The sequence below is a fragment of the Leucobacter sp. USCH14 genome, from assembly GCF_037619215.1.
In the GTDB taxonomy this organism is placed as follows: domain Bacteria; phylum Actinomycetota; class Actinomycetes; order Actinomycetales; family Microbacteriaceae; genus Leucobacter.
In genome coordinates, this window is sequence record NZ_JAQPZP010000002.1 from 226667 (window position 1) to 241739 (window position 15073).

The following is a 15073-nucleotide window of genomic DNA, read 5'->3' on the forward strand; positions in this document are numbered from 1 at the left end:
CGATGCGCCGACGGAGACGACCCGTCGGCGCATCGGCCACACATCTCTAAGGAACCCAACGTGCAGCAGAGCGATGCCAACGCACCCGTACCGGTGATGTCTCTCAACGGAATCGGGAAGAGCTTCTCGGGTGTACCCGCGCTGACCGACGTATCCCTGAATGTCTACGCCGGCGAGGTGCACGCGCTCCTCGGCGAGAACGGCGCGGGCAAGTCGACACTGATGAATGTGGCCACCGGTTCCCTGACCCCCGACGCAGGCAGCATCGAGATCGGCGGCGAGAGCTTCGGCTCGCTGACGCCGACCCAGGCATCGGAGCTGGGCATCGCGATCGTGCATCAGCACCCGGCGGTCCTCCCCGATCTCAGCGTGCTCGAGAATCTGCGTGTAGCACTCCCGCACTCCGTATTCGCCGGGCGCCCGGCGAAGGAGGTCGCGGAGGAGCTGCTCGCGCGGGTGCGCCTGCGCGTGCATCTCGCCGACAAGGTCGAGAACCTCAGCGTCGCGCAGAAGCATCTTCTGGAGATCGCGAAAGCGCTCGCTCTGCACCCTCGCGTGCTCGTGCTCGACGAGCCGACGGCTCCGCTCGGCAGCGACTCCGTCCAGATGCTGTTCGAACTCGTCGCCGAGTGGACGGCCGAGGGCACCGCCATCGTGTACATCACCCACCGTATGGCCGAGGTGCGCGAACTCGCGCAGCGCGTGACCGTGCTGCGGGACGGGCATGTCGCGCGATCCGACACGCTCATCGACGATGTCAGCGATGACGATCTCCTCGCGCTCATCGTCGGCCGCCGTCTCTCCTCGACGTTCCCCGACAAGCGCACCGGCGGATCCGACACCCCGAACCTCGTCGTCGAGCACGTGACCGCAGATGGAATTCATGACATATCGTTCACTGCCAAGCCCGGAGAGATCGTCGGAATCGCCGGTGTCGTGGGCAATGGGCAGGAGGAGCTCATGCGGGCTCTCGCGGGCCTCGCCCCGCACCAGGGCAGGGTCGAGATCGGCGGCAGGGAGCTGAGCACCAAGCAACTCCTCGATGCATCGGGCTACATGCCGGCCGACCGCCACCATGAAGGCCTCATCATGCGAATGTCCGTTCGGGAGAACGCTGCGATCACCGCGCTGAAGCGCTTCCGCAAGGGGCCGGCGCTCAGCCGACGTCAAGAGCTCGATCTCGTGACGGATCAGTTGCGATCGCTCGCGGTCAAGGCGCCCTCGCTCGATGCGGAGGTGTCGTCGCTCTCCGGCGGCAACCAGCAGAAGGTCGTCATGGCGCGGACGGTACTCTCCCAGCCGAAGATCGTGCTCGCCCACGAGCCGACTCAAGGTGTCGACGTCGGCGCGCGCGCCGAACTCTACGGGATCCTCCGGGAGATATCGGCGCAGGGCACCCCGGTCGTCGTCGCATCGTCGGACGCGAAGGAACTCGAAGGACTCTGCGACCGCGTCATCGTGCTCTCCCGAGGTCAGATCGTGACCGAGCTCGTGGGGGACGACATTCAAGAGGAGCGGATGGTGCACACCGCCGTCTCCTCGCGCACGGAGAGTCTGCCGGTCGCCGTATCGCGCGAGCGCGGAACGAGCAGACTCACGCGCTTCCTGCAAGGCGACTATGCGCCGGTGGCGCTGCTGGGCGTCGTGATCATCGCGCTCGCGCTCTACATCCTGGCTCAGAACGACAAGTACCTGAACGCGTTCAACGTGGCGTCGGTTCTGACGCTGACGGCCGCACTCGGTTTCGTCGCCCTGGGGCAGACGCTCGCGCTGCTGCTCGGCGGAATCGACATGTCGCTCGGCCCGTTGGTCGGGCTGCTCGTGGTGATCTCATCGTTCCACTTCTCGGGGGCGACCGTCGGGTCCATGCTGCTCGGGCTCGCCGCGATGATCGCGGTCGCGATCATCAACGGTCTCGTGAACGGTCTCCTCATCAGATACCTGAAATTCACGGCGATCGCCGCCACGCTCGCCACGTACTTCGCGCTGCAGGGGTTCAGCTTCATCCTCAGGCCGACGCCGGGCGGAACCATCGACGCCGCAGTCTCCGCCGTGATCCAGTACAAGCTGTTCGACGCGCTTCCCGTCGCGTTCATCGCGCTCGTGGCGGTAGCAGCCGGACTGGAGCTCGCGCTCAAGAAGACGCAGTGGGGGTGGAAGCTGCGCGCCGCCGGGTCGGACGAGCCGAATGCCCGGAGGGTCGGGGTGAAGATCAATCGCACGGTGATCTCCGCCTACGTGTTCGGCTCTCTCCTCACATTCCTCGGAGCACTGATGCTCATGGCGCAGGTGGGCGTCGGAGATGCCGCTCAGGGAGTCAATTACACGCTCACCAGCGTCACCGCGGTCGTGCTCGGCGGCACGAGCCTGTTCGGGGGGCGCGGCACGTTCGTCGGAAGCCTGCTCGGCGCACTGCTGCTCACGCAGGTGCTCAATGCGATGTTCTTCCTCAAGCTGGATCAATCGTGGCAGTACTATCTGCAGGGCATCATGATTCTCGCGGCCGCGGTGATCTACTCCGTCGTGCGGGCGCGTGTGAAGAGCCGGGTCGCCGCCTGATCCGGGAGCCGGATCGCATCAGCGGGCGGCTCCCAGAGCTCGGAAGCTCTCGGAACCGCCCGCTGTGAGCATGGAGCCGGCCTGCCCGGCCGCGGGGCCGATTCAGCGCTTCGGGAGGATGCCCGCCTCGCGATAACGATCGAACGCGTGGATGAAGCTGTCGATGGTGACGCGGTTGTTGTCGAAACCCCGCTCTCGGCTGCGTCGCATATCGGCGAAGCACTCGAGCGGGCGCCCGAGATCGCTGTCGGAGTGCCACCAGGAGGCGAGCCGGGAGAGGTCGGGCTCGGCGAGCCCGTGCTGTTCGACGATGTCACTCCACGCCCCTTCGAGCGCGTGCACGCGGGGCTCGAGGGGGCGGTCGACGCCGTTGTGCCCTTCCCAGGTCACGCCGAAGTACTCAGCGATCTGCTTCCACATCCACCGCCAGCGGAAGACATCGCCGTTCGAGATGTTGAAGGACGTGTTCGCCGCCGCGGGCGTTTCGGCGGCCCACACCATCTGCTCGGCGAGCAGATCGACGTCGGTGACATCCGTGATGCCGTTCCACTGCACTTCGGAGCCCGGGAAGATGAACGGCTCTCCGGTTGCGCGGCACAGTTCGGCGTACACGGCGAGCGTCAGTGCCATGTTCATCGCGTTGCCCGTCGCGAACCCGATGACCGTGTGCGAGCGGTGGGCGCTCCAGGTGAATCCCTGCCGCTCGGCGGCGGCGAAGAGCACGTCCTCCTGGGCGTAGTAGAAGTTCGGAATCTCGATTCGCGGTTCGTCCTCGTGGAACGGGGTGTCGGCCGAGGCGCCCTGCGCGTAGGCCTCGAACGGGCCGAGGTAGTGCTTGAGGCCCGTCATGAGCGACACGTGGCGCACCGAGTGCGCCGGCTCGAGCGCGGCCATCAGGTGCTCCATGGCAGAGCGATTCACCCGGATGTTCTCTGCTTCGGTCTCCATACGCATCCATGTGGTGATGAACACGGCGTTCGGCCGAATCGAGGCGAGCGGGTCGAGCGACTCGGGATCGAGCAGGTCGGCTCGGATCGCGGTCGTGCCCTCCGGCGCGCGACCGGAGCGACTCAGGCCGTGCACCTCCCACCCCTGCCGTACGAGCTCGCGACAGACCGCCTGGCCCGAGATTCCGCTCGCCCCGACCACGAGCGCCCTGCGCTGATCCTTCGATGGTTCCACGTCATTCCTCCTCGATCGGCCGTCGGCCGGCGTCCGCAGTGTTTGAAACGCTCTCGCCGATGACGTACATTTAGACTGTACATTCTGCTCAGTAAATATGAACAGGAGTGGATCGATCAATGGAGATGATTTCATGAAGGCACTGCAGTTCCTCGGCGAGCACCAGCCGGAGGTCTCGGAGCTTCCCGTACCCGATATCGCCGCCGACGAGGTGCTCATCGCCTCACGCTCCGTCGGCATCTGCCACTCGGACATCGAGCTGCTCGAGGGGCGCTACATCATTCCCTTCACCTATCCCATCATTCCCGGGCACGAATGGGCGGGTGAAGTCGCCGCTACCGGCGCGAATGTCACGGAGTTCGCCGTCGGGGACCGTGTGGTCGGCGAGTGCGTGATCGGTGAGGATCACTTCGGCTTCTCGATCAGCGGCGCCGCTGCTGAGTTCTTCGTCGCCCGGCCCGAGTGGCTGCACCGCATTCCGCAGAACATCGACTACTCGAGTGGTGCGCTCATCGAGACGTTCACCGTCGGCTACTACGCGCTCATGCGAGTCGGCAACGTCAACGCGAGCGACACGGTCGCCGTGCTCGGCGCCGGGCCCGTCGGGCTCGTGACGACAGCCGCCGCGCACGCCCTCGGGGCCACAGTGGTCACCGTCGAGCCCTCCGAGGCGCGTCGTCATGCAGCGCTCGCACTCGGCGCCGACCACGCCGTGGGTCCCGAAGAAGCGGAGGAGCTGCTGGGCTCCCTGACCGAGGGCCGCGGCCCGAGCGTCGTCATGGAGGCGAGCGGCAATCCGAAGGTCATGAGCAACGCGATCAGGATCGCGGCGCACGGGGCGCGCCTGGGGTTCATCGGAATCGACGTGGGGAACGAGGCGTCGGCACCGCTCGGCCTCATCCAATCGAAGGGGCTGACGATCACGGGCACCATCGGGTCGCCGGGCGTCTGGCCCGAGGCCATTCGCTTCCTCGAGCGCACGGGAATCGACCTGTCACCGCTCGTGACGGAGCGCTTCGCTGCGGACGATGCACTCGACGCCTTGGAAGCGTCGCGCGATGGCAGCCGCAACCTCAAAGTGCACGTGGAGCTCGACGCGACTCTGTAGGGCGCCGAGGTCGAGGCCCCGGGCGGCAATGCGTGTGCTCGCACCGGGGCCTCCTCCGCGTCTACTTCGCCGCCGAGTAGCCCCCGTCGGCGAGGATCGTCTGCGCGGTGATCGCGGCCGCCGCTGGCGAGGAGAGGAAGTGCACCACGTTCGCGATGTCCTCCGGCTCCATCAGTCGCGCCTGCGGGGTCTGGCTCAGCCACGCCTCCACGGTCTCGGGAGAGTCCGAGCCGACGGTCTGCAGGAGTTCGGTGTTGGTGTACCCGGGCGCCACAGCGTTGACGCGCACGCCATACTTCGCCCACTCGACGCCGAGCGTGCGCGTCAACCCGATGATGCCCGCTTTCGTCGCATCGTATCCGACATGAATCTCAGGGCGCGTCGCCGCGAAGGCGGCGATGGATGAGATGTTGACGATTGTGCCTCGGGTTGCGAAGAGCTCTTGAGCGAACTCGCGGCAGACGTAGAAGGTTCCGCTGAGATTGAGATCGAGTACGAAGCTCCAATCGCGATCCGGGTGTTCGACGGTCGGCGAGTTGAGTGACGTGCCTGCGCAATTGACGACGTGGTCGACGCGGCCGAATCGCTCGAGGGTGCGAGCGACGAGTCTGCGCACGTCTGCCGAGTCCGTGACGTCGGTCGCGATACCCATGGTCTCGGTCTGGGTGGCCCGGGAGAGCTCGGTGGCTCGCTCGACCGCCTCCTCCCGGCGAAGATCCGCGACGACGACTCGCGCGCCGGTTTCGGCGAACCTCCGGGCGACGGCACGGCCGATCCCGCCGGCCCCGCCTGTGATCACGGCGACGTTCGATGTCTGAGTCAAGGTGTTTCCTCTCGGTCGGTCTGGCGGACTGGTGAGTCATCGGCCGCGCTCGGTGCACGCTCATGCGTCATGCGGTGCCGGAAGCGGCGTCAGAAGGGATTCGCGACGACGAGATCCTGCGCAGGGTACTTGGTGATCACCACGGGACCTTCGTCGGTGATCACCACCTCCTCCTCGATGCGCGCCGCCGAATAGCCGTCGGAGGCCGGGCAGTACGTCTCCACGGCGAACACCATGCCCGGCTTGATCTCCACGGGCTCTCGATAGCTGTTCAGCCGCGAGATGATGGGCCGCTCATGCAGGCCGAGGCCGAGTCCATGGCAGAACTGGAGGCCGAAGGCCGACAGCTCGTCGCCGAATCCCAGGGACTCGGCCGTCGGAAAGAGGGACGCGATCTCGTCCGAGCCGACGCCCGGCTTGATGGCCGAGATCGCGTTGTCCATCCATTCGCGCGCTCGACTGTAGGCGGAGCGCTGCGCCCCTGTCGCGCTTCCGACGCTGAAGGTGCGGTAGTAGCAGGTGCGATATCCGTTGAAGGAGTGAATGATGTCGAAGAACGCCTGATCGCCTGGCCTGATGATGCGGTCCGTGAAGTTGTGGGGGTGCGGGTTGCAGCGCTCGCCCGATATGGCGTTGATCGCCTCGACCTGATCTGAGCCGTACTCGTAAAGCTTCTTCGCCGCGAGCGCGACGATCTCGCTCTCGCGGACTCCGGGCTTCAGTGCTTCGACGATGTCCGTGTAGACGCCGTCGACCATCGCGGCGGCCTGGTTCATGAGCATGATCTCGTCGGCGCTCTTGATCTCTCGTGCGTCGAGCATGTGCTGCTGCGCGTCGACGACCGTGAAGCCCTGGCGCTGCATCTCGAAGAGGAACGGAGGCTCGACGATATCAATGCCGATCGGAGAGTTCTGGAGCCCGAGATCGGTGAGAATGCCCTTGATCTGAGCAATGGCATCGACCATCAGTCCGGCGCGAGGCGATACGGCGCCGCGAAATCCGAGGAATCCGGGATGGTTGTGCTCGTGCTGCAGCCAGGGGGAGTACAGCTGATGGTGCTTCACCGCCGACCCGAAGTCCCAGAGATGAGGTTCACCACCGCGGGTGAGCAGGGCATAGCGGATCATCTTATCGCCGAGCGCACCGCCGACCCAGGACTGCGTGGTGTAGCGGATGTTGTAGAAGTCGAAGAGCAGGAATGCCCCGCACTCGCTGGCTTCGAGCGCTGCATGCGCTCGCTGCAGGCGGTAGTCGCGCAGGCGCGCGAAGTCGACGCGCATCTCATAGTCGACGGCCATCTGACCCGGCGTGTAGAGGGGGCGCTGCGCTGCAGAGAGGTCGGTCATGATCCACCCTTCGAGAGTCGGTGCTGCGGAGAAGCGAGGGAGTTTCGACCTGCCGCACGAGCTCCGTCCGGGGTGCCTCCGCTATCGGCGGGAACGCGGGTCGTCTGCGCCGAAGATCTCCGGATGTTTCGCCAGCTGCCGCCGGGTGCGACGGATGTGCCCCGCGAGCACGCGCTCCGCCTCTGCGAAGTCGCCATCGCGGAGGGTCGCGACCAGAATGCTGTGCTCATCGCTCGCAACACGGCGAAGTTCGGGGGACCAGGTCGAGACGTACGCACGACGGTATGGCGCTGTGCTGTTCCAGAGCTTCGAGATGAGGTCGCCGAGCTGCTGCGTCTCGGCGCGGGCGTAGCTCGCCAGGTGGAACTCCCGATCGCGAAGCAGGAAGAGGTCGACGTCTCCCGTGCGAGCGATATCGTCGATATCGGTCGCGAGGCGCTCGAGCGCATCGATGTCGTCGGCGGAGAGTCGGGGTGCGCTGTAGCGGAGGAGCAACGGCTCGAGCTGCTCGCGCATCTGATAGATCTCCTCGCACTCTGCGAGGGTGAGGGTCGAGACCCACGAGCCGGAGTTCGCAACGGTGGTGACGAGACCCTCGTGAACCAGGATGCTGAGGGCCTCGCGCACCGGCACGCGGCTCGCCCCGAATCGTGCTGCCAGATCCTCCTGACGAATGCGCGCCCCGGGGCCGAGCTCCCCTGAAAGGATCTCTGCTCGCAGGCGCTCGGCGATGCGTGCTCCGGCATCGCCTCCCCGTGTGCGGCTCTGGATCGGTGTCGACATCGTTCTCCCTCTGGGTTGCACTGCTCCCAGTCTTCCCGATTCACCGTCGTCGGAGGTGCGGAATCGAGGCGGGTGATCGAGTTCACGAGGCTGGATTCCCGGGGTGCCAGAGCAGCCGCGCGGCTTCCCGCTCGTAGGCTTTGCCGTCGGGGAAGCTGACGAGTTCGAACTGCATGCCCCAGGGAGAGCGGAAGTAGAGCCAGCGCTGCCCCTCGGCGGCTTGTCTGCTCTCGACGGGATCACCCATCACTTCGACGCCGTGTTCACGGAGGTACGCGACCGCCGCGTCCATATCGTCGACGTAGAGTGCGAGATGGTGCCCGCCGATGTCACTGTTTCGAGGCTGAGATCGTTGGCCGTCTGCCGCGTCGTACTCGAAGACCTCGAGGTTCGCCCCGGTGTGCAGGCGGTAGAAGCGGATCTCCTCGATGACGCTGCGCGGGTGCACACCGATCTGCGTCTGCATCCAGTCGTCGTCGGCGCGCTTCGCGCCGAGGGTGTAGATCGGTTCAGCTCCGAGGATGCCCACGAGAAACTGCTCGGCCTCGTCGAGGTCGGGAACGGTGAACCCGAAGTGGTCAGTGCCTCGAATCCCTGGAATCGCCATCGCATCTCCTCACCTCGGCGTGATGTGGGTAATTGTATCCAAGAATGCCCTTCAGTGGGCGAATCTGATCAATATAGGTGCTTCGTTCTTGCGATTGGATGCAATCACCCGTATTCTCGTCTCAACTCACTCGACTCGCATCAACGGAGATGGACTATGCCCGAACGCCGCAAGCTCGATACCGGAGTGCCCTGGCTCGAACTCGACACGACGGACGACGACTGGAGGGCTGCCGACCCGGCACTCCTCGCGACCATGCTCGGGGAGATCCAGCTCATCCGAAGCTTCGAGGAAACGGTGCTCGACCTGGCCGGCGCCGGTCTCGTGCACGGCCCCGCGCACTCGAGCATCGGTCAGGAAGGCGGTGCAGTCGGTTCCATCGTCGGCCTGCGCTCGAGCGACGCGGTGAACGGGTCTCATCGCGGTCACCACCAGTTCCTCGCGAAGGCGATCACGCACGTCGCAGGCGGACGTCTCGACCTCGGGGAGCTCGTCACCGACGACCTGCAGGCCATGCTTCAGCGGACGCTCGCTGAGATCCTCGGTCTCGCGCAGGGATTCTCCGGCGGACGCGGCGGGTCGATGCACCTCCAGTGGCTCGAAGCGGGAGCGCTGGGCACCAATGCGATCGTCGGAGGCGGGGCGCCGCTCGCCGGCGGCAACGGGTGGGCTCAGAAATTCGCGGGCACCGACGACGTCTCGGTCAACTACTTCGGGGACGGATCGAGTCAGATCGGGTCCGTGCTCGAATCGATGAACCTCGCAGCGACCTGGAAGACTCCGCTGCTGTTCTTCATCGAGAACAATCTGTACGCCGTTTCCACGCACGCTCGGGAGGCCTCCGCCGATCCACGGTTCTCCGTCCGCGCGCAGGGGTTCTCGATTCCGGCGTGGCGCGTGGACGGCATGAACCCCCTCGCCGTGCACCTGGCGACTCGGGAAGCCGTCGATCTCATGCGCGCGGGGGAGGGGCCGGCTGTCATCGAGGCCGAGGTATACCGCTTCTTCCACCAGAACGGCCCGTTTCCCGGGAGCGCCTTCGGGTATCGCACGAAGGACGAGGAGAAGACCTGGCGCGTCCGCGACCCGCTCGTACTCATGGGGCAGAAGATGCAGGAGCTCGGGTACGCGACAGAGGCCGAGATCGCCGCGGTGAAGGATCAGGCCAAGCAGGCGATGGCGGATGCCGTGCGCGCGCTCGTCGAGGACGACCCCGAGCGAGAGGGAAAGCGCAGGATCATTCCGGCGCTCTGGCCCGATACGAACTGGGTTGACACCGGTATTCGGAGTGACGCTTCGGAACTCGAGGGCCTTTCCGCGGTGGAGCCGACGGAAGCCGGCGGTGAGTGGCGCGACGTCAAATTCGTGGATGCGGTTGCGCAGGTGATGGACCGCCGCATGGAGCTCGACGAGCGCATCGTCGTGCTCGGAGAGGATGTGCACAATCTCGGCGGCGGGACCAACGGCGCGACGAAAGGGCTCGCCGAGAAGTATGGACCGCAGCGTGTCGTCGGAACGCCGATCAGTGAGAACGCCTTCTTCGGTTTCGCCACCGGCGCCGCGCTCGACGGGCGCATTCGCCCGGTCGTCGAGTTCATGTACCCGGACTTCATGTGGGTCGCGGCTGACCAGGTGTTCAACCAGGCAGGCAAGGCGCGGCACATGTTCGGCAACAACAACGACGTGCCGCTGGTGCTGCGCACGAAGGTGGCGATGGGCTCGGGGTACGGGTCGCAGCACCTCATGGATCCCGCCGGGATCTTCGCGACCGCTCCCGGGTGGCGCATCGTCGCCGCCTCGAATGCGGCCGACTACGTGGGACTGATGAACGCCGCCCTCGCGCTCGAGGACCCGGTGCTCGTGATCGAGCACATGATGCAGTACGGCAGCGCCGACCGCGTACCGGCGGACGATCTCGATTACATCATTCCGCCCGGTTCTGCAGCGGTGCGACGCACAGGCTCCGAGGTGACCGTGCTCACGTACCTGAAAATGGTCGAGCACACGCTCGAGGCGATCGAGCAGACCGGCATCGACGCCGAGGTGGTCGACCTGCGCTGGCTCGACCGAGCCTCGATCGACTGGGCCACGATCGAATCCAGCATCATGAAGACGAACGCCGTCGTGATCGTCGAGCAGGGATCGCGGGGGCCGTCGTACGGCGCCTGGCTCGCCGATGAGATTCAGCGCCGTTGCTTCGACTGGCTCGATCAGCCGGTCGCTCGAGTGACGGGAGGCGAGGCAAGCCCGAGCATCTCGAAGGTGCTGGAGCGCGCCGCGATCGCGGGGACCGAGGAAGTCGTCGCTGGCCTCGAGGCCGTGCGCGCAGCATGGGGAGGGAACTGATGGCCATCGTAGTCCGGATGCCGGAGATCGCGACGGGATCGGCTGAAGCCGCGATAGCGAGCTGGCTGGTCGCGGTCGGGGACGATGTCTCCGAGGGGCAGGAGATCGTCGAGATAGAGACCGAGAAGGCCACGGTCGAGTACTCGGCGGAGCAGAGCGGCGTGGTCGCCGGGATTCTCCTGGATGCCGGATCATCGGCCACCGTGGGCACTCCGATCGTCGTGCTCGCCACCGGCGGCCAATCGGCGGACGATGCGCTCGCCGAGGCGGGTGTCGGATCGGAAGCGGCAGCGGCGCCCGAAGCCCCTTCCCCGCCGGAATCTGCACAGGAGGAGAGCGCGCCCGTGCCGTCCGACGAGGCGCCCGCTCCATCGACCCCGCCGATGAACGAGCCCGACGCAGGGCTCGCCCTCACTGTTCCGGAAGCGCCGGGCGGTGAGCGCCTCTTCGCGAGCCCGCTCGTGCGCAAGCTCGCCCGGGAGCGCGGCATCGACCTCACTCGCATACACGGTACGGGCCCGAACGGTCGAATCGTCCGGCGAGATATCGATGGTTCGCAGGCGGCTCCCGCGACCGCGGCCGCCACTGTCGAAACACCTGCTGCGAGCACAACGCGCACCGAAACACGCGACGAGCCGACTCGAAGCCCCGACGCTGCGACGGACTACATCGACGTGCCGCACACCGGGATGCGGCGTGCCATTGCGAGGCGGCTCACCGAGAGCAAGAGCACGGTGCCGCACTTCTACCTCGTCGCCGAATGCCGAATGGACGATCTCCTCGCGCTGCGCAAGCAGATCAACTCGATCGAGGGCATTCAGATCTCGGTGAACGACTTCATCGTCAAAGCCGTCGCCGGTGCGCTCCGCGACGTGCCCGACGCGAACGCGATCTGGACCGACGACGCGACGCGACGCTTCACGGGCATCGACATCTCGGTCGCGGTTTCGATTCCCGGCGGGCTTCTGACTCCGGTCGTTCGAGGTGTCGAGAAGCTGTCGCTCGGGCAGCTCGGCGAGACCATTCGCGATCTCGCGACGCGAGCTCGGGAGGGGAGACTCAAGCAGCATGAGCTCGAGGGAGGATCCTTCTCCGTGTCGAATCTCGGAATGTACGGGACGAGCGAGTTCTCCGCGATTCTCAATCCGCCGCAGGCGGGGATTCTCGCGGTGGGCGCCGCGGAGCCGCGACCGGTGGTGCAGGAGGACGGATCCCTCGGCATCGCAACCGTCATGACCGTCACGCTGTCGGCGGATCACCGCGTGCTCGACGGCGCGCTCGCCGCCGAGTGGCTGGCCGCCTTCACGAAGCGCATCGAGCACCCGATGAGTATTCTCGTCTGAGGCTGCGGAGCGGCACCGGCACGGTGTCGCTCCGCAGCCGGACACTCGTCTCTCACGAAAGAGGTCGCACCCGTGCCCGTACTTCTGAAGATCGACTCATCGGTCGATGGCGCCCCATCACGCACCCGACGCCTCACGGCCGGTCTTGCGGAGAGCTGGCGATCCCGCGGTCACGACTACACCGTGGTCACGCGGGACCTCCACCGTGACCCGCCGCCTGTGATGGTCGCATCGGCGCAGCACTGGCCAGAGCGACTTCGCGACGGCGCACAGCTCGATCCTGCGCTCGAAGCGGCGCAGAGCTCCGCGATCGCGGAGCTCCTCGCGGCCGATGCCGTGGTGATCGGCGTGCCGATGTACAACTACGCGATGCCCGCGACGCTCAAGGCGTGGATCGATCTCGTGCATGTACCGGGCGTGACGGCTCCCTTCGATGTCGAGAGCCGGCCGCTCGCAGGCCGGCCCGCGGTGCTGGTCGCCGCGCGCGGAGGCACCGATGATGACGGAGGCTTCGCGCATGCGTTGGGGTCCCTCGAACTCACCATCGGAAGCGGCCTCGGCATGCATGTGCGAACGATCACGACGAGCCGCACCCTCGCTGACCGTGTGCCCGCGCTCGGCGAACAGCTCGCCGAGGACGAACTCGAGACGGCTCTTGCGCAAGCGCGTGCCCTGGGAGCGACGCTCTAACTCAAGAACGAGTGCGCGCCATCACGACCGCCGCACCACGCGCCCCTCCGCAAGGGCCTCCCGCACTCGTTCACGAACGACGAACTTCTGGATCTTCCCCGATGGCGTGCGCGGCAGCTCGTCGACGATGAGCAGCGCTTCGGGCTGCTTCTGCCTCGCAAGGCCGGCCGACTCCAGTACCGCGCTCAGGTCTGCCAGCGTCAGCGGAGGGGAGGTCGACCCGCTCCGATCGTCGGGGCCGGCTGGTGCCGCCACGACCACGGCGCATGCGCGCTCGCCCATGGTCTCGTCGGGGATCGCGACGACTGCGACGTCATCGATCGCAGGAGCGGAGAGCAGGACGTCTTCGATCTCCTTACTGCTGATGTTCTCACCGCCGCGGATGATCAGATCCTTCGAACGGCCGCAGATCCGCAGCACGTCGTCGTCGAGCCGTGCGAGGTCGCCGGTGCGGAACCAGCCGTCGTCGGTGAACGCTGAGGCGTTATCCGCAGGGTCGAGGTAGCCGACGAAGAGTTCGGGGCCGATCACTTCGAGCTCCCCGACGCCGTCGGTCGCGTCGACGATCCGTCCGCGGGCCGCCCCGATGGGCCGACCCTCGGTCTCCCAGCGCTGCGGCGCGGAGAGATCGGGGGTGACGACGGTCAGCGTCGGCATCTCGGTCGACCCGTATGTGCGGCAGACGTCCGATCCCATGGTCCGGCTCGCCTGCTGCACGAGGTCTCGAGGAATGTCGGCGCCTCCGCACACGAAGACTCGCAGGCTCGACCGCTCGCCTCGGGACGCATACTGGTCTGCGAGGCCGCGGAGGAACGGGGTGGCCGAAACGGTGAACGTGCACTTGTGGCGCTCGATGTTCGTCGCGGCTTCGGCCGGGTCCCACCGATCCTGCAGCACGACCGAGCCGTTGATGAGCGTTGGAAGGAGCACACCGTAGAGCAACCCGGTCACGTGCGTGAGCGGGGACGGCATGAACACCGCGTCGCCGCTCAGCCCGAACGTCTCCGCGATCGAGGCGGCCTCGTGCAGCAGGGTGCGATGCGTATGGAGCACTCCTTTGGCGCGGCCGGTCGTGCCTGAGGTGAACATGAGTATCGCGACGTCGTCGGGCTGCGTTCGTGGGGATCGCGAGCCGCCGCCCGGGAGGTCGTCTGACTCAGATCCGAGTCGCCACGCCTCCGAGGCCTCGCCCGAAGCTTCGGCGAAGAGCTCCCCGAGAACAAGCACGGGCGCGTCTGCTCCCGCGTTGTGCAATGCCTCTGCTGCTTGCATCGCATAGTCCGTACCCCGGTACTCGCCGGGCACCACCACTGCGCGCGGCGGTGCGTCGGAGAAGAGGTTCGTGAGTTCGCCGGTGCGGTAGATCGGGGTGATGAGCGTCGTGATCCCCCCGAGCAGCCACACCCCCTGCATCGCGGCGATGCTCTCCCAACGGTTCGGGAGCTGCAGCGCCACGAGGTCTCCGCGCCGCACCCCCGCGGCTGCGAGGAACCGAGCTGCGCGGAATGATGCGTGCATCAGTTCGGCTGACGTGAGTCGTGTTCTCCCGTCGATGACGGCCGGGTGGCCGGGATGCCGAGCCGCGCGGAGCGTGATGCACTCGGGGATCGTCACGGCGGGATCCGGATCCGTCGTGAAGCGGTGCGAGGAGCGATGCGTGGCGGTGATCATGCGCGGTTTCGCACTCCATCGGTGAAGATGGTGAAGAGCATGTCGGCGATCTCGCGCGAGTCGAACTCACCGTCGCGCCGGTACCACTGGTAGCTCCAGTTGCACATGCCGAAGAGGGCGAAGGCCTGGGTGCGAGGGTTCATCTCCCGGAGGACGCCCGTATCGATTCCGCGCCGAATCGTGTTCTCGACGAGCGCCTCGTAGAGATCCCGCCGAGACCGCGCGTGCGCTCGCAGCTCCGGTGGCAGCTCGCGGAAGAACTCGAAGAAGACGCGCACGTGAGCCGGTCGTTCGTCGATCAGCCGGAGGACGTCGTGGAAGACCGAGCGGATGATCTCGACAGCGTCGTCGGTCCGAGCCTGATTCACCTGGAACCGCTCGATCAGCTCTTCGATCCAGATCCGGTGGATCTCGGAGAGGATCTCGTGCTTCGCCTGAAAGTAGTGATAGACGGCGCCCTTCGCCATCGACACTTCCTCCGCGATCGCCGCCATCGAGGTGGCGTGGTATCCCAATCGGTTGAAGAGCTGCGCCGCTGCCTCGACGATCTCGCCGCGGCGCTGCTCGCCCGCGGAAGTGAGCTCGGGGCGTCTGTTCGTGATCATCATGCGGCTG

At 66.4% G+C, this 15073-nt stretch carries 12 protein-coding genes; 5 read left to right on the forward strand and 7 right to left on the reverse strand.

All coding sequences use genetic code 11. The features are described from left to right. Positions 1–60 precede the first annotated feature (60 nt). Positions 61–2559 (forward strand): ATP-binding cassette domain-containing protein, encoded by a 2499-nt coding sequence (locus PQI23_RS03395; protein WP_339971535.1) that lies wholly within the window; start codon positions 61–63, stop codon positions 2557–2559. 102 nt (positions 2560–2661) lie between these two features. Here PQI23_RS03395 and PQI23_RS03400 read toward each other — a convergent pair whose 3' ends face one another. Further along, a complete protein-coding gene (locus PQI23_RS03400; RefSeq protein WP_339971537.1) occupies positions 2662–3741 on the reverse strand; it encodes an SDR family oxidoreductase in 1080 nt (359 codons plus the stop codon). Positions 3742–3874: 133 nt separating this feature from the next. On the opposite strand from PQI23_RS03400, the gene PQI23_RS03405 reads away from it, so the two are divergent. After that, on the forward strand, positions 3875–4849 hold the full coding sequence (locus PQI23_RS03405; protein WP_339971539.1) for a zinc-dependent alcohol dehydrogenase: 975 nt from the start codon (positions 3875–3877) through the stop codon (positions 4847–4849). Positions 4850–4910: 61 nt separating this feature from the next. Here PQI23_RS03405 and PQI23_RS03410 read toward each other — a convergent pair whose 3' ends face one another. The 4 genes from PQI23_RS03410 to PQI23_RS03425 all read right to left on the reverse strand — a co-directional run bounded on the left by PQI23_RS03410 (position 4911) and on the right by PQI23_RS03425 (position 8408). Further along, complete coding sequence (locus tag PQI23_RS03410; protein WP_339971541.1) at positions 4911–5672, reverse strand: SDR family NAD(P)-dependent oxidoreductase; 762 nt, start codon at positions 5670–5672, stop codon at positions 4911–4913. An 89-nt stretch (positions 5673–5761) separates the two neighbouring features. Then, positions 5762–7018, reverse strand: a complete 1257-nt coding sequence (locus PQI23_RS03415; protein ID WP_339971543.1) for a M24 family metallopeptidase — start codon at positions 7016–7018, stop codon at positions 5762–5764. 81 nt (positions 7019–7099) lie between these two features. Further along, positions 7100–7801: a GntR family transcriptional regulator gene (locus PQI23_RS03420; RefSeq protein WP_339971545.1), complete on the reverse strand. Its 702-nt coding sequence runs from the start codon at positions 7799–7801 to the stop codon at positions 7100–7102. Between the two features lie 82 nt (positions 7802–7883). After that, complete coding sequence (locus PQI23_RS03425) at positions 7884–8408, reverse strand: VOC family protein (protein ID WP_339971547.1); 525 nt, start codon at positions 8406–8408, stop codon at positions 7884–7886. 156 nt (positions 8409–8564) lie between these two features. Here PQI23_RS03425 and PQI23_RS03430 point away from each other — a divergent pair, with 156 nt between their 5' ends. The 3 genes from PQI23_RS03430 (at position 8565) to PQI23_RS03440 (ending at position 12787) form a co-directional block, all read left to right on the forward strand. Then, a complete protein-coding gene (locus tag PQI23_RS03430) occupies positions 8565–10754 on the forward strand; it encodes an alpha-ketoacid dehydrogenase subunit alpha/beta (RefSeq protein ID WP_339971549.1) in 2190 nt (729 codons plus the stop codon). Next, on the forward strand, positions 10754–12097 hold the full coding sequence (locus PQI23_RS03435) for a pyruvate dehydrogenase complex dihydrolipoamide acetyltransferase (RefSeq protein WP_339971551.1): 1344 nt from the start codon (positions 10754–10756) through the stop codon (positions 12095–12097). The genes PQI23_RS03430 and PQI23_RS03435 overlap by 1 nt, the downstream gene beginning before the upstream one ends. 72 nt (positions 12098–12169) lie before the next feature. Continuing rightward, complete coding sequence (locus PQI23_RS03440) at positions 12170–12787, forward strand: FMN-dependent NADH-azoreductase (protein ID WP_339971553.1); 618 nt, start codon at positions 12170–12172, stop codon at positions 12785–12787. A 21-nt stretch (positions 12788–12808) separates the two neighbouring features. Here the strand turns inward: PQI23_RS03440 and PQI23_RS03445 are convergent, their stop codons facing one another. Together PQI23_RS03445 and PQI23_RS03450 are read right to left on the reverse strand one after the other, a co-directional pair. Next, entirely contained in the window at positions 12809–14458 is a 1650-nt protein-coding gene (locus PQI23_RS03445) for an AMP-binding protein (protein WP_339971555.1), read from the reverse strand. Beyond that, positions 14455–15066 carry a TetR/AcrR family transcriptional regulator gene (locus tag PQI23_RS03450; protein WP_339971557.1) on the reverse strand — a complete coding sequence of 204 codons (612 nt, stop codon included), beginning with the start codon at positions 15064–15066 and terminating at the stop codon, positions 14455–14457. Before PQI23_RS03450 ends, PQI23_RS03445 begins: the two co-directional genes overlap by 4 nt. Between the last annotated feature and the right edge of the window lie 7 nt (positions 15067–15073).